Source organism: Brevibacillus centrosporus (genome assembly GCF_046622605.1).
Lineage (GTDB): Bacteria > Bacillota > Bacilli > Brevibacillales > Brevibacillaceae > Brevibacillus > Brevibacillus centrosporus.
Genome location: NZ_CP176856.1, coordinates 820,829 through 839,247, shown reverse-complemented (window position 1 = coordinate 839,247; position 18,419 = coordinate 820,829). Strand labels below are relative to the sequence as shown.

General features: G+C 50.2%; 15 protein-coding genes and 1 pseudogene. 5 read left to right on the top strand and 11 right to left on the bottom strand.

Annotated features, from left to right (window positions below):
* Nucleotides 1-417 precede the first annotated feature (417 nt).
* On the top strand, nucleotides 418-1,776 hold the full coding sequence (locus tag ACLIN2_RS04425) for a TrkH family potassium uptake protein (RefSeq protein ID WP_411503321.1): 1,359 nt from the start codon (nucleotides 418-420) through the stop codon (nucleotides 1,774-1,776).
* Between the two features lie 157 nt (nucleotides 1,777-1,933).
* Here ACLIN2_RS04425 and ACLIN2_RS04420 read toward each other — a convergent pair whose 3' ends face one another.
* The 5 genes from ACLIN2_RS04420 to ACLIN2_RS04400 all read right to left on the bottom strand — a co-directional run bounded on the left by ACLIN2_RS04420 (nucleotide 1,934) and on the right by ACLIN2_RS04400 (nucleotide 8,780).
* Nucleotides 1,934-2,437, bottom strand: coding sequence for a GNAT family N-acetyltransferase (locus tag ACLIN2_RS04420; protein ID WP_411503320.1), 504 nt, complete (start codon nucleotides 2,435-2,437; stop codon nucleotides 1,934-1,936).
* 232 nt (nucleotides 2,438-2,669) lie between these two features.
* Complete coding sequence (locus tag ACLIN2_RS04415; RefSeq protein ID WP_411503319.1) at nucleotides 2,670-4,073, bottom strand: M20 family metallopeptidase; 1,404 nt, start codon at nucleotides 4,071-4,073, stop codon at nucleotides 2,670-2,672.
* Between the two features lie 61 nt (nucleotides 4,074-4,134).
* Entirely contained in the window at nucleotides 4,135-5,394 is a 1,260-nt protein-coding gene (locus ACLIN2_RS04410) for an amidohydrolase (RefSeq protein ID WP_411503318.1), read from the bottom strand.
* 39 nt (nucleotides 5,395-5,433) lie between these two features.
* Entirely contained in the window at nucleotides 5,434-6,951 is a 1,518-nt protein-coding gene (locus ACLIN2_RS04405) for an AbgT family transporter (protein ID WP_170184331.1), read from the bottom strand.
* Between the two features lie 524 nt (nucleotides 6,952-7,475).
* Nucleotides 7,476-8,780, bottom strand: a complete 1,305-nt coding sequence (locus ACLIN2_RS04400) for a hypothetical protein (RefSeq protein ID WP_092267210.1) — start codon at nucleotides 8,778-8,780, stop codon at nucleotides 7,476-7,478.
* A gap of 211 nt (nucleotides 8,781-8,991) precedes the next feature.
* Between ACLIN2_RS04400 and ACLIN2_RS04395 the strand changes: the two genes are divergently transcribed.
* The gene (locus ACLIN2_RS04395; RefSeq protein WP_092267212.1) at nucleotides 8,992-10,638 is read left to right on the top strand and encodes a peptide ABC transporter substrate-binding protein; all 1,647 of its coding nucleotides are present in this window, start codon (nucleotides 8,992-8,994) and stop codon (nucleotides 10,636-10,638) included.
* Nucleotides 10,639-10,716: 78 nt separating this feature from the next.
* Here ACLIN2_RS04395 and ACLIN2_RS04390 read toward each other — a convergent pair whose 3' ends face one another.
* From ACLIN2_RS04390 to ACLIN2_RS04365, 6 genes and pseudogenes are all read right to left on the bottom strand, one after another.
* Nucleotides 10,717-11,154 (bottom strand): MFS transporter, encoded by a 438-nt coding sequence (locus ACLIN2_RS04390; protein WP_411503317.1) that lies wholly within the window; start codon nucleotides 11,152-11,154, stop codon nucleotides 10,717-10,719.
* A complete protein-coding gene (locus ACLIN2_RS04385; protein ID WP_411503316.1) occupies nucleotides 11,117-11,776 on the bottom strand; it encodes an MFS transporter in 660 nt (219 codons plus the stop codon). Before ACLIN2_RS04385 ends, ACLIN2_RS04390 begins: the two co-directional genes overlap by 38 nt.
* Nucleotides 11,777-11,942: 166 nt before the next feature.
* On the bottom strand, nucleotides 11,943-13,331 hold the full coding sequence (locus ACLIN2_RS04380; protein WP_411503315.1) for an L-cystine transporter: 1,389 nt from the start codon (nucleotides 13,329-13,331) through the stop codon (nucleotides 11,943-11,945).
* A 268-nt stretch (nucleotides 13,332-13,599) separates the two neighbouring features.
* Complete coding sequence (locus ACLIN2_RS04375) at nucleotides 13,600-13,848, bottom strand: hypothetical protein (RefSeq protein WP_092267216.1); 249 nt, start codon at nucleotides 13,846-13,848, stop codon at nucleotides 13,600-13,602.
* 277 nt (nucleotides 13,849-14,125) lie between these two features.
* A pseudogene (locus ACLIN2_RS04370) lies at nucleotides 14,126-14,260 on the bottom strand (RNA polymerase sigma factor); the annotation flags it as partial.
* 306 nt (nucleotides 14,261-14,566) lie between these two features.
* Nucleotides 14,567-15,364 (bottom strand): carbon-nitrogen hydrolase family protein, encoded by a 798-nt coding sequence (locus ACLIN2_RS04365; RefSeq protein WP_411503314.1) that lies wholly within the window; start codon nucleotides 15,362-15,364, stop codon nucleotides 14,567-14,569.
* A gap of 82 nt (nucleotides 15,365-15,446) precedes the next feature.
* Between ACLIN2_RS04365 and ACLIN2_RS04360 the strand changes: the two genes are divergently transcribed.
* The 3 genes from ACLIN2_RS04360 to ACLIN2_RS04350 all read left to right on the top strand — a co-directional run bounded on the left by ACLIN2_RS04360 (nucleotide 15,447) and on the right by ACLIN2_RS04350 (nucleotide 18,309).
* Nucleotides 15,447-16,025 (top strand): hypothetical protein, encoded by a 579-nt coding sequence (locus tag ACLIN2_RS04360; RefSeq protein WP_411503313.1) that lies wholly within the window; start codon nucleotides 15,447-15,449, stop codon nucleotides 16,023-16,025.
* Nucleotides 16,026-16,141: 116 nt separating this feature from the next.
* On the top strand, nucleotides 16,142-17,620 hold the full coding sequence (locus ACLIN2_RS04355) for a sensor histidine kinase (RefSeq protein WP_411503312.1): 1,479 nt from the start codon (nucleotides 16,142-16,144) through the stop codon (nucleotides 17,618-17,620).
* Nucleotides 17,617-18,309 (top strand): response regulator transcription factor, encoded by a 693-nt coding sequence (locus ACLIN2_RS04350; protein WP_411503311.1) that lies wholly within the window; start codon nucleotides 17,617-17,619, stop codon nucleotides 18,307-18,309. The genes ACLIN2_RS04355 and ACLIN2_RS04350 overlap by 4 nt, the downstream gene beginning before the upstream one ends.
* Nucleotides 18,310-18,419: the final 110 nt, after the last annotated feature.

Genomic DNA, 18,419 nt, shown 5'->3' with positions numbered 1-18,419 from the left:
CGCTGTCAGCTCCTCTCATGATCGATCTGTAAAAAAAAGACAGAACGCCCGTAAGCGATCTGCCTTTTCCTCTATGTAAATAGAAAAGCGCCGGTTACGAAGACAAGTAACCGACGCCTATATGTGCATATGCGTACAAAAATCTACACAACTCGCCCATCAGGTGTGGTTACGTCATGTATGCAGTTTTGTGTGCAAGAAACATTCATCCAAATCATGACAACCCCACCTTTCGAGAAAATGTAGTTCATTTCCAATTTGATACATTCTGAACTTTATCATTCTTCCCACAGCATTGTCAACGTCTGATTTTACCTGTATCCCACAGCTGCGCAGGTCTTCCTGCCACCTATTTTGGCTTGCATGCTTTTTCTGGTATGATTACCCTTATGAGTATGAACCAGGGGGCCGTTCGTTTTGCTATCATCATCCCAAAAGCGTCGTTTGACATCTGTGCAGATCATTGTCTTTTTTTACGTGGGACTTATTCTCATTTCCACGATTTTGTTGATGCTGCCATTCTTTCATATCCCGGGAGCTTCGCTTTCCTTTATCGATTCGCTCTTCACCGCCACGAGCGCCATCAGCGTGACAGGGCTTACGGTCATCACGGTCCATGAGGTCTTCAACGAATGGGGCCAGCTGTTTTTGACGCTTCTCTTTCAAGTGGGCGGGATCGGGATTATGACACTCGGGACCTTTTTCTGGCTGCTGCTGGGGCAAAAAATCGGGCTTGAGCAGCGCATCTGGATCGCGACCGACCACAACCGCTCCACGTTGTCCGGACTGGTCGATCTGATGCGCAACATCCTCGTCATCGCGCTCATGATTGAGATTGTCGGTACGATTTTGCTGGGCACTCACTTTCTGATCGCCGGCTATTACACGGATTGGTACACCGCTTTCTACCACGGCTATTTTGCTTCAGTCAGCGCCTTTACAAATGCCGGCTTTGATTTGTACGGCAACTCCATGATGAACTTTACCCATGACTACATCTTTCAGGCGATCGTCATGATTCTGATCATCTGCGGAGCGATTGGGTTTCCGGTGCTGGTAGAGCTGAGAAGCTACCTGTCGTATCGCCGGGCGAAGCAGCGCTTTACCTTTACCCTGTTTACCAAAATCACGACGCTGACCTTCTTCTCCCTCATCGTCGCTGGCGCTCTGCTCATTTACCTATTTGAGCGCACCGCCTTCTTACAAGGTCAGACGTGGGATCAGGTTCTGTTCTACTCCTTGTTCCACTCTGTCTCTTCGCGAAGCGGCGGCTTGGCTACCATGGACATCAGCCTGCTCTCCACCCCTACGCTGATCATGCTGTCCGGGATGATGTTCATCGGAGCATCGCCAAGCAGCGTGGGCGGCGGGATTCGGACAACCACCTTTTTTGTCCTGATCGCAACGGTATTCGCCAATATGCGCGGGTTTAAAGACGTGAAGGTGTTCGGGAGAGAGCTCGTGGAGGATGACATCATGCGCTCGTTCATGGTCTTCTTCGTGGCGATCATTCTCGTCTTCACCGCCGTGATGCTGCTGGTCTGGCTGGAGGACCTGCCCTTCCAGCACGTCCTGTTCGAGGTCTGTTCTGCCTTTGGTACGACAGGTCTGTCGACAGGGATCACATCGCATATCGGTCCTGGCGGAAAAATCATTTTGATCTTCATGATGGTCATCGGTCGGATCGGCATTATCAATCTGCTGCTGTTCCTGAAGCGAAAAGAGCAGATCGTTCGCTATCATCATCCGAAAGAGCGTGTGATCATCGGGCAGTAAGCAAAAGAAAAAGGCCTGTGTGATTTCCTTTCACACAGGCCTTCTCCGTGGTAAAACCGTCCCAACCTACTACTACGATATCAAAACTATGCACCGTCGAACGGAGTATCGGCGAACGACACACCCGCCTTAATGGCAACGTTTTCCTTCTCCATTTTTACAATAATGGGTTCGCAGCCACTCCCGCCTCTTTATCCGCAAGCTTTGGCATGGCTAGCAACGGCAGCTCCATAATATTGCGCTGCTTGCCGGTCCCATAGTAATCCTCTTCCTTTTTCGCGAGTGCAAAGCCGAATGCTTCTAAGGCACGGATGGATTTGACATTCGTTTCGCTGACGGTGACGAGGACACACTGAAGGGTATGGTGTTGGCGCAGAGCCTGCAAACGCGCTTCCACCAGCTTCTTGCCGATGCCTCTTCCCTGATACTCCTGGTGCACATTGCTGAATAGGAGCCAGCCCGTCGTCTGGTACATATCGATTCCCGCACAGCCAAAGCCGATTAAGCGCCCTTCGTGTGTTGCCTTGAAAATGAGCTCAGGAAACAGTTCGATGTACTTCTTCAATTCATGCAGGTTCATTCGATCCGGCAGCGTCAAATCCGCCAGCTGGATCATCTCGGAGAAATCCTCCCGCTCTGCCTGTTCGATCCGTACGTCCATCCTCCCACGCCACCTCTCCCTGCGAATATACCCTCACTCTAGCAGAGCCATGTTAAGTCTGAATGGATGGCGTGTGGAAGATGTGTAAAATTGATCATGGGTCAGGCTGGAGCGCAGAGCAGTAACCTGCTTCTCCCTGCCTCTGCTATATTGGGACAGAAAAAGCCGACGATTCCATTCATTCGGAACCGCCGGCTTGGGAAGAGCTTGCTGTTTTGTTGACTAGAAGCGCTTATTTCTTGACAGATGGCATGACGCCTTCTGGAATCGGATTCACATATGCGGAGTTGCCCATGCGATCTTTCAGCTCCGCTTTTGCTTTTTCAATCAGCTCAGGATTGTTCAGCATGTCAATCGCTGTGGACGCCATGACCTTCCCTGCATGCAGCATCCCTTTATGCGCGATGGATGTCGCACCCAGCGTGACCCACTGCCAGGAGTGAAGCGAGGAGCCGTTGATATAGCAAGCTGTCGTGCATTGGGCAGTTGGCGTGATCCAGCTCACGTCCCCTACGTCTGTAGAGCCGTTCAATGGACGTTTGGTTCCATCGTACTCGTTCAGCCAGGTCACCATATCCACGTCAGGGCCCCCTGGTGTTTGCACTTCAGAAGTGCGGTGCTCTTGTTCGCTCAAAGTAGCACGCACCGCTTTTGCCAGCTCCAGCTCCTGCTCATCGTGAACCGGAACACCGAGCTCTTGGAAGTTGCGGTACATGACCTGTTCCACGGTCTTGTTTTGAATCAGGTTGGAGCAGGCCTTGTCGAACACGATTTCCACTTCGGTTTCGGTCATGAGGGCTGCACCCTGAGCGATTTTGCATACCCGCTCGTAGATCTCCTGTACTTGATCGACGATTGGTGCGCGCACCAGGTAGAGCACTTCCGCATTCGGCTGCACAACGTTTGGAGAAAGTCCGCCCGAATTCGTGATCGCATAGTGCACGCGTGCTTCCGGAATAATATGCTCGCGCAGGTAGTTCACACCGACGTTCATCAGTTCGACCGCATCCAAAGCGCTGCGTCCGAGATGTGGGCTTGCTGCCGCATGGGAGCTTTTCCCTTTGAACTTGAAGTAGACCTGATAGTTCGCCAAGGAGTCCATCGCCATGATGCTGTTGTAGCCCATCGGATGCCAGCAAAGGGCAAAGTCTACATCGTCAAACAATCCGGCACGCGCCATGAAAGTCTTGCCCGAGCCGCCCTCTTCACCTGGGCAGCCATAGTAGCGGACAGTACCTTTGATGTTGTTTTCTTCCATGTATTGCTTGACCGCTACGGCAGCTGCCAGGGAAGCTGTACCGAGGAGGTTGTGCCCGCAGCCGTGTCCGTTTGCTCCTGGCACCTCGGCTTCCTGCTTGGCAATCCCTTTCTTTTGGCTCATGCCGGAGAGGGCATCGAATTCTCCCAAAATCGCCACAACCGGGCTGCCGCTTCCGAAGCTTCCGATAAAAGCCGTCTTGATCCCGCCGACGCCTCTCTCTACGGTAAACCCTTCGCTCTCCAGGGTGCTCGCGAGCAGTTCAGCCGATTGGTACTCTTCAAAGCGCGTCTCCGCAAATTCCCAAATGCGGTCCGCAACTTTGATAAACGACTCTCTTTTGCTTTCGATCATGTCTGCAATCCGTTGTGTATGCATGTAGAAACATCCTCTCTATTTACTGTAAGGTTTGGCGAGTGTGTCTAATAGAAAGGTTTCTTTACGTAAGAAGCCGTTTCGCAATACGAGTGAGCAGCTCGACAGCGCGCGGAAGAATCTCTTCCTGGATATCGAACTTCGGATGATGGTGAGGAGCAGGAATATCTGTCCCAATCGACATGTAGGTTCCTTTGCCTCCGCGATCTTGAACTCGCTTGATCAGGAAGCTTGCATCCTCACTGCCCATCGCGTTGTGCTCGCCTTTTTTAAAGGAGTGGAACCCTTCGACTTGTCTAGCCTCTTCCAGTGCCAGATCCGCCATTTCATCATCGTAGTTGATCGGAATGGCTCCCCCGATGACTTCAATTTCATGGTCCAGCTCATGCATCGCCGCAGCACTAGCGATGATGTTGCGTACGCGTTTTTCCACCTCTGCGTTGACATCCTCTGACTCGGAGCGAGTCTCGACGATCATCTTCGCGTAGGCTGGAATAATATTTGCCGCAGTTCCGCCTTCCAGCACACCCACATTGACTCGTGTGGCAGCTGAGCTAAAACGTGTGATCGCATGAATGTTAAGCAAAGCAGTGGCTGCTCCCAACAGGGCATTTTTCCCGTGCTCAGGAGATGCTCCGGCATGGGAGGATACGCCATGGAAGTGTGCCAGCATTTTGGTCGTTGCCAATAGGCCGTGTGAGCCGCCATGCACTTCACCCAGTGGCACATTTACGCCCAGATGGTGACAGAAGATAAAGTCTACGTCATCTACAATTCCTTTTTGTACGATCGAGTAGGCGCCACGCACGCCCTCCTCGGCTGGTTGGAAAATCAGTTTGACAGTACCGGAAAAGTTGCCATCTGCGAGCTTTTCCGCCAGTCCCAAACCAATGGTGGTATGTCCATCATGGGCACAAGCGTGCATGTTTCCTTCGTATTGCGAGCGGAAGCCGTTTGCCTGCGGAAAATGGTCCGCGTCTTTGCTCTCCAATACGGGCAAAGCATCCATATCGAAGCGGAAAGCGACCGTTGGGCCATCTGCTTTCCCTTTTTTCACACCGATCACAGCGGTGAAGCCGCCACGCATTTTTTCGGCAATAGCGGGGTTCGCACCATCGCGCAGGGCACGCTCGTAAGCTTCCTCCAACACTGCCTGCGCGGGCAGGCCTCTGCGAGAAGGCCCGTCCAGCGCGTCTTGTCCATAAATCACTTCATAGCCGAGGGAAGTCAAAATTTCCACGACTTTTGTAGCAGTGCGAAATTCAGTAAAACCAACTTCCGGGTGCATGTGAAAATCTCTTCGCAGTGAAACCAGATCTAACATCTTTTATACCTCCTGTTATCTCCGGGGCAAATCTCAAGCTTAGAGATGAGGATATACCCCAGGTCCGATAGGCAAACCTACGAAATACCATACGATCAGCATCAAAGTCCAAAGGATGAAGATCGCGATCGGGTAAGGCAAAATCAAGGAATAATAGGTACCCAGCTTGGCGTCTTTTTTGTATTCCTGCAAGAAGCCCAGGAACAGCGGGATAAACGGCGACACGATCGCGAACGGAATCACGGAAGAGTCGGCTACCCGGAATGCAATTTGCGCGAAAGCAGGGTGGAAGCCCAAAGCCATGAACATCGGAACGAACACCGGCGCAAGCAGTGACCAGATCGCAGAACCACTGGCGATAAACATGCAGAGGAACGCGGACAAAAACATCAGACCAATAAAGACAGGTGCACCGGTCATGTTCATTTTCTCCAGCACGTCTGTAATAGACAATGCCAGGAAGCTACCCATGTTGCTCCAGTTGAACATCGCCACGAATTGCGACAGCGGGAACACCATGACGATGAAGCCAGCCATGCCCTTGATTGGATCTGTCAGCAATGCAGGAATGTCATTTTGCTTTTTGATCATGCCTACCCGGATACCATAGGTGATCGCTACGGTGAAGAAAAACAACAGAATGACAGGCACAATCCCAGAGATGAACGGAGAAGGAACGACAGTACCCAGCTTAGGATCGCGGAGCAGACCGTTTGCAGGTACAACCAACGCTGCCATGATTGCGATGAAAACCAGTGCTGCGATACCAGCTGCACGCAGGCCTTTCTTTTGCAAATCGGACAAGTCTTGAAGTCCTTTACCTTTTTCACCTTTGTAGACACCCAGCTTTGGTTCGACAAACTTGTCTGTGATGAAACCGATAGCCGCGGACAGCAAAATAACAGAAGCGGACATGAAGAACCAGTTGTCCAAAACGCTGACGGTTACATTCGGATCAACGGACTTGGAAATCTCTGAGCTGATACCGGAGAGCAACACGTCGGTGGTCACAATCAGGATGTTCGCGGAAAAACCGGAACCAACCCCTGCGATCGCAGCGAGCAAACCGGCTACCGGGTGACGGCCAACAGCCAGGAAGATCAAAGCTCCCAGTGGCGGCATAATAACGAATGCTGCATCAGAGGAAACGTGGCTGAAAAACGCGATGAACGCTACCAGATAACTCGCATACCGGGCACTCACTCGCAAAGACATTTTGCGGATAACCGCTTCCAAAAGACCAACCTTCTCAGCAAGCCCAACCCCGAGCATCAGAGTCAAAATCGAGCCAAGCGGCAAGAATCCAGAGAAGTTTTTAATGATATTGGGAAGCAGCCATTGAAGTCCCTCTTGGCTCAGCAGGTTTTTGACTGCAACTTCCTCATTTTTAATCGGATCAATCGCCGTTACATGAAAAAACGACAATAGCGCGGTGATCACCATCAAAATAGCAATCAAGTAAAGGAAGAGCATAAATGGATTCGGCAGCTTGTTCCCTACACGTTCTACCCATTTGATTAGTCCGACTCCACCTGACTGTTGCTCATGTTGGTTCATGTTTACTGGTTGCGCACTCATAGAGCAATCCCCCTTGGGCTGTATTTCTTGAATCTATTCTCTTTTTGTAAGTGACACTGAGTGATTGATCAGTCTTGATACTGCCAAATTGAAAGCCCTTTCAATTTAGACTCAGCTTTTGGTAAGCATGTACTCCTTTCACATGATGTCGACGATTTCGCATTATACGAATATAAAAAGACAATTTCGCTTAATTGGATTATATAGCTTGATTTAATATTTTTCAATACAATTGTTTGACTTCTTGCAAAATACAAAAGCTTCCACTTACATTTTGATTTAAGAAAAGCGCGGGATGAGAGAATTAGCTTTCCCCATGATTAACATCCAAAACAGGTGGCTAGAATCCGCAAAAGCTCGCAGGGTGTAAACGGGGCCCCGCCGAACGCGAGCGATAGCTTGTGTTCGGTGGGTAAAGACCGGAGCGCAGATCGGAAATCTGCTTCTCCTCACTATGGCCATGTTGCTATACAAAAAAACACCCGATAGAATCGAGTGTTTCCTCACTTTTTCAGCCTATACATTTTCTTCGGCCTACCCCGCATCGCTTGCTGCTCTTCTCCTTTTAGCTCAGCCAGATCATACTCGCACAAGCTCCCCATGATTCGCTGGGCGTTGCGCATCGTCATCGACAAATACGTAGCGATATCTGTAGTCGTAAAGGTCGTCCAGCCCATCCTCTGCACCAGTGCTTCAATCTTGTGATAGGTTTTCACACTGACATTGGCTTTGTTCAGCTTTTCCAGGAGGTCCTTGTCATTGGAACGATAGGAGTAGCTCAACTGGTCGGACTCGCCGACCGACTCCACAATGACGCCATCATCCTGAACGATGACGATCCCGAACTCCGGTCGTTCTTTCGCGTGCTGAATCGCTTTTCGCGCATTGTTTTCCGCTGAAAAGGCCGTCTCCCCAAAGCCTACCCCGACAGCAACCGGGACATCTGCTTCTAGCGACAGCTGTTGCACGGTATTACGGAGGATGTCGATTTCCCGTTGGATCGCACCGCGCGTACTAAAAATCTGATAACGACCATTTCCGTTCGCCAAAAGCGACCCGTCCAGCTTCTCACACAAAAGCAGCAGAATCTGCCTGATCTTCAGCTCCAAATGCTGGAGGTGAAATCTCGTCTTGGCTCGCTCTGCGATCTTGTCCATCTGCTCCAGCTCGATGATTTCTACGCCGATCTGCGTATCTTTAAAATACGAGCTTTTCGCCTTTTCGATCACGATTTTCATCGCTTGGCGGATCTCCATTTTGGTCATCAGCACACGATAGACAGGGATGCCTTCCTTTTGCAGCGCACGTTCTACGGAAAAAAGCGTCGTAAAGGCGCCCTGGGTTTTCCCTGCCCGCCAAAGGTCGAGGTGAAACTGCGTGATCTTTTGCGCATCGTAATTTTCGTCATAGGTCATCAAATGCTTGTCCTCGTCAGGAATATCCAGCTCGCCTAGCGACTCCTGCAAGTAAATGCCTTCCGACTCAATCATGTCGACGGATACCCGCTTCACGATCTCATTGCGATCCACCGACATTTGGATAAAGCAACGGTACAGATTGGACCCTGTCGGCGGGCAATACACGATGTTGGCTTCCGGGCTCAACACATTTTTGGCAATGGTATACGGGATCGGCCCTGAGAAAAACCAGCCGTTGAACTCGCGGCTATGTTCAGATACGATACTGCTCACCGATTTGGCATCCTCATACACGAATGGGACAAATTCGATGCCGTGCTCAAACTCATTCGCAACTGCCAAAATCCGCTCCACAGATGGAGGCGGCCCCACCACACCGATTCTATACATATGGGCGATTACTCCTGATTCATCTGGATTTTCTTTGTTCTTACTACTATATCAAATTTTACACATCCTACGTAGTACTCTCCCAAAAATCGACGGCAATCGACTGAATTAACAGACTTTTTTCAATCAAATTTTTTTTGGAATTGCCTTTAGCGCGATAAAACAATACTCTAGTTTATATCTGTTTATTTTCTTTTCAAGGGGGATCACTATGAAAAAGGGTATTGCACTGGCAACATGCCTGTCCTTGCTGTTAGGCGGGGTACTCGCAGGCTGTTCCAACTCGTCGCAATCATCTTCGCCAGCATCATCCACGTCCGCACCAGCAGCACAGACCGAGGAAAAAAAGACAGAACCGATGGTGTTGCACTGGAGCATTAACAGCGAGCCGCCTTCCATGGACCCGGGCATCGCAGTGGACGCGGATTCGTTTGACATGATCTACGCAGCGTTCGAAGGGTTGACCAACTACGATCTGAACGGTCAGCTTACCAACGCAACCGCAGAGAGCTTTACCAACAATGATACCTTCACCCAGTTTACCTTTAAAATTCGCAAGGACGCGAAATGGAACAACGGCGATCCCGTGACGGCAAACGACTTCGTTTATGCGATTAAACGAAATCTCGACCCGAAAACGGCCTCCGAGTACGCCTATCAGCTGTACTACATCAAAGGCGGCGAGGAGTTCAACACCGGAAAAGGCAAAGCAGAGGATATCGGTGTGAAAGCTTTGGATGATTACACCGTCCAGTTCGATCTGAAAGCACCTACGCCTTTCTTCCGTGAGCTGACCTTCTTCCCGACCTTGTTCCCGCTGCACCAAAAGACAGTCGAGGGCAATCCAAATTGGGCGGCCGAAGCCAAGACGATCGTCTCCAACGGTCCTTTCAATATGGAGTCCTGGGAGCACAAGAGCAAAATTGTCTTCACCAAGAGTCCTACCTACTGGGATAAAGACAACGTGAAGCTCGATCGTCTCGAGATTGTCATGATTGACGATAACAACACCGCCTTCTCCATGTTTGAAAACGGCGAAGTCGACTGGGGCGGCTACCCTGCCTCTACGCTTCCGGCTGATGCCATCCAATCGATCAAAGATCAAGGCAAGCTGATGGTCGCAGACAATCCCGGTACACAATCGGTCGTCTTTAACACCACGAAGCCGCCTTTCAACAACAAAAAGATCAGACAAGCTTTCTCCTATGCCATCAACCGTCAGGAAATCATCGACAATATCCTGCAAACAGGCGTGCCGGCAGCTTATGGCTGGGTACCTACCTCCATGGGCCTGAAGCCGGATGGATACTTTAAAGAAGATGCCGAAGGGGCGAAACAGCTTCTCGCAGAGGGTATGAAAGAGCTGGGACTGACTACGTTCCCAGAAGTGACGTATACGTTTGACACCACAGACGTGAACAAAAAAGTCGCCGAAGCGCTGCAAGACCAATGGAAAAAAGTGCTCGGCGTCCAAGTGAAGCTCTACACAGCTGAGCTGAAGGTGTACCGTGACATGCGTTCCCAAGCCAACTTTGACATGATCCGCTTCCAATGGGGTGCCGACTTTAACGACCCGATCAACTTCCTGGAAATGTTCCGTGACAAAACAGGCGGAAACAACCATCCAGACTGGGAAAATCCGAAGTTTAAAGAGCTGATCGACAAGAGCTACCAGGAGTCTGACCTGGAAAAACGCAAACAAATCCTGCTCGAAGCAGAAACGATCCTCATGGATGAAATGCCGCTTGCTCCTATCAACTTCCGCGGCAGCCCTTACGTGAAAAACGACAAGGTCAAAGACTTCATCATCTACCCACTGGGTGGCGCTTACTTCAAATTCACTTCCGTTGTCCAATAAGTAGACAGAATGCAACAAGCTGCACCGTCTCCATAGACAGTGCAGCTTGTTTTTTCTTATTCATGCGTTAAGCAGCCGTTACTGCTGATCTACGGCCTGCGTTTTCTTCGGCGCAAAAACGTTTCCCTTCAACGCCACGATCGCACAGATTACCGTTAAGACCTGCGTGCCAATCAGCAGAGAGAAGCCGGCTGAAAAGCTTTCTGCCCCATTCCCTGCAATCATCGCCCCCATAACGGTCGGCATGAGCGCTGAGACGAGGTTTCCGACACCGTTTACAATCCCGTACGTACTTCCCACGCTCTTATCCGGAGAAGCGTACTGGACAATACTCGGAATGGCAGGTCCTTGAATCCCCCAGAACAGGTTGGCGACGATCAAGCCAATCGCGGAGGTGACGGGACTCGCTGCATAGATGGCGATCGATATGCTGATAGCCGTACCCAAACCGCCCACCACAAACAGCATGGAAACACGCTTAGGCGATATACGGTCGATGATGTAGCCGTTGAGCACCGTATCCGCTTGCTTGCGCTTTCCCTTTTTTGCCTGTTTCCCGTATGAACAACAAGATCAACGGCAATCCGATAATCAAATTTAGGAGTCCGAGAATGTAATAGGACGCTTGCCAATGTGAATGCAGTACGATGTAGGTAACGATCGGGAAGCCCACTGCCAAGCCGATCGATACACCCATAGAGCTGACCGCATTTGGTTTTCCGCGCTCATGTGCCGCGAACATGTCTTTGATGTACATGGTCTTCAAAGAAAAGAGCGGCCCTTCACTCGCGCCAAGAATAAAACGGATCAGCAGCAAGAGACCAATCGAGCTTGCAACAGGTGAGACGACCGTCATGACCGCCCAGATCAGGATGCTGATGATCAGACCTTTGCGTACGCCAAAAAACGTTTCGTACAAGGGACTGAGGAAAAAAGCGGCAATCCCGTATCCGATCAGGAACAAAGACATGAGCTCACCCTGGGCTACCCGATCTCCCTTGATGCCAAAGTGCTCCAAAAAATCATTGTTTGTAATCAGGACAGACACGTTCATACGGTCGACGTACGAAATGATTACAATCAAGAGCAGCGTGATGACACCCCACCAGCGCAATTTGCCAGGATTATTTGTTGTCATCGAGAACACCTCCTAGTTTGTTTTATATACAAAACACTAGTTTTGCATATAAAAATATTAGCGCTTATCTAGGTAACAGTAAATCTCGATCGTTCATATTCATGCCACGAATTTAAAAATAGCTGCACAGCTCAGGAAGCGAGCCGTGCAGCTATTCTATAAGGCTTTACGCAGTAATCGAGGTTTCTTTTACCTCGTTATAGATGGTTGTATCGAGGTCCTTCGTCGCTCTGCTAGTAAGCAAGCCAGCCGTCATGCTGCCGCTCACGTTGAGAGCTGTACGTCCCATGTCGATCAACGGTTCTACGGAGATCAGCAAACCTACGATTGCGATCGGCAGATTCATCGAGGACAGAACCAGCAGGGCAGCAAAGGTAGCCCCTCCCCCTACACCAGCTACACCAAAGGAGCTGAGAGCTACAACCGCAACCAGCATCAGGATAAACGATGGGGTCAACGGGTCAATCCCGGCAAGCGGTGCAACCATGACAGCCAGCATCGCTGGATACGTACCTGCGCAGCCATTTTGCCCGATCGACAGTCCAAACGATCCTGCGAAGTTGGCGATTCCTTCTGGAACACCGAGGTCTTGTGTTTGGGTTTTGACATTCAGTGGCAAAGCACCTGCACTAGTCCGGGAAGTAAAGGCAAACGTGAGTACCGGGAACGCCTTTTTCACATAGGTAACCGGGTTCAAGCCTGCAAATGTCAACAATAGCAGGTGGACGATAAACATAACGATCAAAGCCACATAGGATGCAACCACGAATTTTCCAAGCTGCCAGATCGCATTGTAGTCACTGGTAGCCGTTACTTTTGTCATGATCGCGAGCACGCCGTACGGAGTTAAACGAAGAATCAGAGTCACAACCCTCATGACAATCGCATGGAGAGTATCGACAATTTTGGAGAACAGCTCTGCGTGTTCCGGATTTTTACGCTTGATACCCAAAAACGCTGCACCGATGAAAGCCGCAAAGATCACGACTGCTATAGTCGAGGTTGGACGCTCACCTGTAAAGTCTTGGAATGGGTTGGCTGGCAAAAGGGAAACGACTTTTTGCGGAAGCGACGTGTTTTGTACATCTCCCAGCTTTTGTTCTACCTGTTCGATTCTTGTCTTTTCCGCATCGCCCTGCTGAAGCTTTGCGCCGTCCAAACCAAATGCCAGCGTAGAGGCGATCCCGATGGCAGCGGCAATCGCAGTGGTTCCTACCAGGATGCTCAAAATAAGCGAACTGATTTTTCCAATATTGTTCGATAGCTTTAATTTGGTAAATGCTGAAACGATGGAAATGAAGACCAGTGGCATCACGATCATTTGCAGCAGCTTCACATAGCCGTTACCGACGATGTTGTACCAATCGATACTGGTTTTTAACACTTCTGACTTGGCTCCGTAAATGAATTGTAGAACCAGACCGAACACAATCCCGATTCCCAGACCCAGGAATACCCGTTTCGAGAACGAGACATGCTTCTTTTGCAAAGCATACAAGCCAAGAATGAATAATAGCAAAATAAAGATGTTGACGATAATCAAGAGCGTAGACATGCTTCCTTCCTCCATTTCCATTACTTTCTTTTTCTCTAAAGTATAAGGTTCATTCTCTATTTATATTCGTACAAATCCGATTTGTAAAGTATGATTTTGAATACATACCTAGATACTTGGTTTTTTACGAATTGTCCGGCAATTCCCGCACGATAAAATCTTGGCTGCGCAAAGCTTTTTCGTGGTCTGATCCGATCTCATTCCTTTCTTTACGCACAAAAAAACCAGGAATCGCAAACGAGGCGACTCCTGGATCCCACACTTCCTGCTACTTCAATTGCTTGCTGACGAGATTCCAGAGCCAGACCAGCACGATACCGCCAATCGCTCCGGCAATGACGTTAAATCCAGCCAGCATCCACAGCCAGTTCCCCAACAGGAGATCGCCCAGCCAAGTACCCAGCAAAGCGACGATCAGCGAGGCCAACCAGCCATTTCCACCTGCTTTTCCAGTCATAAGCGTGTTCATGCCCCACCAGACGATCAAGCTGACCAATACCCATACGAGCCAGAACATAAGACACACACCCTTTCAAAATGATGGTAACGCTTACATGAGGACCATAAAAATTATAGTTATCTGTTACCATCATATTGAAAACTTTCGGATATGTTCTTGGGTACATGCCTGATTTCACGCAAAAACCACCATCAGCACCTGACTGGCGCAAGCCGACACGACGAAAAGAATCGAACCAGCCCCAGTGCGTAATCACTGACACACCAGGGCTAGGGCTGAATTAAAGCTTTTTTACCATTTCACTGTGAGGCTGATGATATCACCCTTGTCCATTCAGGGCACGAATGAAGGTTTCCTGGACCAGATCATCCGTATCTCTTCGTCCTGTATAGTAAACGAGAAAACGATAAACATCATTGCTGTATGCGCGATACCATTGTTCGATCCCGGCTCCGGCGTAGTCATCCAATTGTTTTCCACCTCCTTTTCCACTGTAAAGACGAAAGCGAGCAGGCTGTCTTTCACTTTTCCTTGAAATATTTTTGCTAGCTCTGCCTCTTTTGCTTGGAGTGATTTTGGCAAAAAGGAAGCAACCCGTCTCCGTGTTATCACCGGATTTAAGGTTGCTTCGGTTTCTTGCCAGTTAGAAAACTTGGCTCCGCCAAGCTTTGCGGTGGAGCCTTAGTTGCACTTATACTGGCTAAGAATCTAATAAATTCTTACTGTACAAAAAAAGGGGGCTAAAAGCTCACGCCCCCTTCCGCACGAAACGAGATTAATTGATATAAAACTCAGGACGACGGTTAGCCACGCTTGGCAATTTGCCGCGAACGCGCGATATCCGGTCCATGTCAAGCTCGGCGACGATGAGTGCTTCTTCCTCTCCGGCACTCGCCAGAAAGACCCCCATCGGATCCACGATCAAGCTGCGTCCTGCAAAAATATTCCCCACCTGATCGGCTGCGCAGACGAACATCGTGTTCTCGATCGCGCGCGCGCGTACAAGTGTCTCCCAGTGGTCTTCCTTCATAGCGCCAGCTACCCAGCCCGCAGGTACGAACAGGATGTCCGCCCCCTGCAGTGCAAACTGTCTAGCAATCTCGGGGAATCGCACTTCGTAGCATACCATCAGCCCGATTTTGCCGAACTCCGTTTCAACCACCTGATACGGATTGTCTCCAGGTGCGATGGCGTCCGACTCCACGAATGAAAACGCATCGTACAGATGAGTCTTGCGGTACGTATGGATCAGCTCTCCGGAGCGGTTGAGGAACACCGTCGTATTGTAGGCACGGTCAGGATCGTTTGGAATCGATTCGTAGATTCCGCATACGACGTAGACACCCTGCTCACGTGCCGCATTTGCCAGCCCGGTCACGAACGGACCGTCCAATGGTTCGGCTACCTGTGCTGGTGTCACACCCGTTTTCGGCGTGGCGGGTGCGAGATACATCTCAGGCAGGATCACAAAATCCGCCCCGGACGCTTTCGCCTTCGCGATGTACGCTGCCGCCTTTTGCAGGTTTTCTGTTTTATCCATCGTGGAAGTAAGCTGCGCGATTGCTACTTTCATCTCTTTTTTCCGCCTTTCACGTAGGTCTCATACTTACTGAATAGTATAACTGATTTTATCTTTTTGTAAGTAGCGGCTTCTAATGCTAGCTCGACGTCTTCGCATGCTCAATCGCCCCGCTCAGCGTAGACAGCGAGATACCCGAATCGATTTTCTGCTTTATCTCGATTTCCGCATGCTGTTTTTGCAGAGCGATCCTGCCGAAGCTCTCTGCCTTTTGTGGATTGATGACAAAGACGCCGTCGTCCCACTCTCGCCCTGTTTTTCTGGTCTGCGGAAAGGAAAATCAAGAATGATCGCCCGTGGTGTCCCTGCCATGACAGGGTTAGCTATTTTTATCGTCACCATTTATCTGGCCTCGATTACCTCCGATCCTTGGCTCAATGTTCTCTGGCTGTCACTGGCTTTGGGCTCTCTCGGGCTGCCCGTCGTCACATCGTGGGCGATCGCGGCTGACAAAGGCGGCGAGTTCTCCGGTTCGGTGAGTGGCTGGATGAATACATGGGGAAATGTGGGCGCTGTCTTTTCCCCTATTATCTGCGGATGGATCGCGCAAAACATGGGGTGGGATATGGCTTTGCTCTCGAGCATCATCCCTATTTTGATTGCGATTTTCTTATGGTTTTTGATTAAGCCTGATGATTCTTTGGCAGAGATATAATCGCCAGTAAAATTACGCTCTCTTCCCCTCATTGCGGAAGAGAGATTTTTTTATAGGCTTTACCGAATCATCGGCTTGTATATAATGGACTTGTCACGACTGACGGAGGTGAGTCCATGTCCATCCGTATCAAACTGTTGCTTTCCTACACCGGGATGTTGGTCCTGAGCCTCTTGATGTTTGGGGTGACGGCGGGCTTGTTTACCATTGCCGCTACGGGAGATCTGCACAGCTTACGCGATTTTTACAAAGTCCATTATCAGCTAAATCCACTCACCGAACAGGAAGAATCGATCTTCCTCGAGTTGAAATACCTCGCCAAGAACGACCCGGACGAGCTGCTGAACAAAGACCTGCTCGTCGACTATGACTTCAAGCTGCGGACGGTTAGAGCCGGACTTTACGTGCGCCGGGAAAGCAACCAGGTTTTTGAGTCCTTTACCTTTCATCAGCCAGAGCTGGAGCAGTTTCTGCCCCCCTATGATTTAAACAACAGCCAGATTCGCAACACCTTTAACATCGGGGAGCGCTTTTACGCCTACGCCAAATTCGACTTCGTCTACTCGGATGGCGCCAAAGGCAGCGTATTCGTCATTCGGGAACGCAGTCCGTTTGCTGAGGTGACTCGCCGCTTGCTTCCGATCCTGTCGTTTATCTTGATCGGCGTGCTCGTCATCGCCAACATGCTTCTCTACCGCTGGATTACCAAAAGCGTGATCAAGCCGCTGAATCTCCTGCGCAGCTCGGCGGAGCGCATCCAGGAGGGCGATCTGCAATTTGCCTTGGACCTGCATTCAAAGGATGAGATCGGCAAGCTGAACGAAGCGTTTGAAAACATGCGAAAACGGCTTCAGGAATCCGTCCAGCTCCGTCTGCAGGACGAGGAGAACCGCAAAGAGCTGATCTCGAATATTTCTCATGATCTGCGAACGCCAATTACCAATATCAAAGGCTACATTGAGGGAATTCGGGACGGGGTCGCCGATACGCCCGAGAAAATGGACAAATACGTGCAAATCATCTACTCCAAAGCTGTCGATTTGGACAAATTGGTCGACGAGCTGTTCCTCTACTCCAAGCTGGACTTAAAGCAGGTGCCGTTTACGTTTGAGCCCGTGAACCTCGCTTCGTTTCTCGATGACTGCATCGATGAGCTCCATTACAGTTTGCAGGAGCAGGGCATCCAGATAGCTTGGACCCGGCGGACGAGCAAGCCGGCATGGGTCCTTGCAGATGTGGAAAAGCTCAAGCGCACGGTCGTCAATATCATCGACAACGCCCAGAAATTTATGGACAAACCGCAAAAACGGATTGATCTGGCACTGACTTTGGATAGTCAGTGGGTCACCGTGGAAATCCGCGATAACGGCATGGGAATCCCTCCAGAGGCCATCCCTCATCTGTTCGAACGCTTTTATCGTGCGGAGCAGTCGCGCAACTCGTCGACAGGTGGCAGTGGTCTGGGGTTAGCGATTGCCCGTGAAATCATCGAGGGACATGGCGGGAAAATTTGGGTGACCAGCGAGCAAGGCAGTGGCACCAGCCTGTTCTTCACTTTAAAACGCACGTCTGTACACGGAGGCGAACACGCATGACACGAATCCTGATCATTGAAGACGAGACGACGATCGCCCAGCTGGAACGCGATTATTTTGAGCTTAACGGCTTTACTGTCGACCTGTGCCATCGTGGTGATGCAGGCTTGCAGCTGGCTTTGCGCGAGGAATACAGCCTGATCATCGTCGACCTGCAGCTTCCCGGATTGGATGGCTTTTCTTTGTGCAGCAAGATCCGTGAGGCCAAAGAAGTTCCTATCCTGATCGTCTCAGCCAAAAAAGAGGAGTTTGATAAAATCCGCGCCTTCAACCTCGGCGCGGACGATTATATTACCAAGCCGTTCAGCCCAAGTGAGCTGGTCGCCCGGGCCAAAGCGCATTTGACTCGCTACGAGCGGCTGCTGGGCAACCAGGAGAAGTCGCCTCAGGACGAGATCCATATTCGTGGACTCATCATCGATAAAGCGTCCCGCCGGGTATATGTACGAAATCAGGAAGTCATTTTCACGACGCGCGAATTTACGCTGCTTGAGTTTTTAGCGACGCACCCGAATCGCGTTTTCAGCAAAAATGAGCTGTTTGAACGCATCTGGGGTATGGACTCCAGCGGGGACATTGCGACAGTGACCGTGCATATCCGAAAAGTGCGGGAGAAAATCGAAATGGACCCGTCCAATCCCCAGTACATCGAGACTGTCTGGGGGGCAGGATACCGCTTTACGGTTTGATTAAACCCGAGTTTAGCTTTTTTTAATATCTAGTTTCGTTTCTTTTAAGACCACGTTTCTAGGCAGTTTAGGTCTCTCCTCTATCCTATGAGTAAGGCAAGCGACACCAG

Excerpts from the sequence above, each read along its gene's own strand:
- ACLIN2_RS04410 (WP_411503318.1), bottom strand. The coding sequence starts at position 5,394 with ATGTTAGATCTGGTTTCACTGCGAAGAGATTTTCACATGCACCCGGAA.
- ACLIN2_RS04420 (WP_411503320.1), bottom strand. The coding sequence starts at position 2,437 with ATGGACGTACGGATCGAACAGGCAGAGCGGGAGGATTTCTCCGAGATG.
- ACLIN2_RS04395 (WP_092267212.1), top strand. The coding sequence starts at position 8,992 with ATGAAAAAGGGTATTGCACTGGCAACATGCCTGTCCTTGCTGTTAGGC.
- ACLIN2_RS04415 (WP_411503319.1), bottom strand. The coding sequence starts at position 4,073 with ATGCATACACAACGGATTGCAGACATGATCGAAAGCAAAAGAGAGTCG.
- ACLIN2_RS04360 (WP_411503313.1), top strand. The coding sequence starts at position 15,447 with ATGCTAGCTCGACGTCTTCGCATGCTCAATCGCCCCGCTCAGCGTAGA.
- ACLIN2_RS04375 (WP_092267216.1), bottom strand. The coding sequence starts at position 13,848 with ATGTTCTGGCTCGTATGGGTATTGGTCAGCTTGATCGTCTGGTGGGGC.
- ACLIN2_RS04380 (WP_411503315.1), bottom strand. The coding sequence starts at position 13,331 with ATGTCTACGCTCTTGATTATCGTCAACATCTTTATTTTGCTATTATTC.
- ACLIN2_RS04400 (WP_092267210.1), bottom strand. The coding sequence starts at position 8,780 with ATGTATAGAATCGGTGTGGTGGGGCCGCCTCCATCTGTGGAGCGGATT.
- ACLIN2_RS04385 (WP_411503316.1), bottom strand. The coding sequence starts at position 11,776 with ATGACAACAAATAATCCTGGCAAATTGCGCTGGTGGGGTGTCATCACG.
- ACLIN2_RS04405 (WP_170184331.1), bottom strand. The coding sequence starts at position 6,951 with ATGAACCAACATGAGCAACAGTCAGGTGGAGTCGGACTAATCAAATGG.
- ACLIN2_RS04355 (WP_411503312.1), top strand. The coding sequence starts at position 16,142 with ATGTCCATCCGTATCAAACTGTTGCTTTCCTACACCGGGATGTTGGTC.
- ACLIN2_RS04365 (WP_411503314.1), bottom strand. The coding sequence starts at position 15,364 with ATGAAAGTAGCAATCGCGCAGCTTACTTCCACGATGGATAAAACAGAA.
- ACLIN2_RS04350 (WP_411503311.1), top strand. The coding sequence starts at position 17,617 with ATGACACGAATCCTGATCATTGAAGACGAGACGACGATCGCCCAGCTG.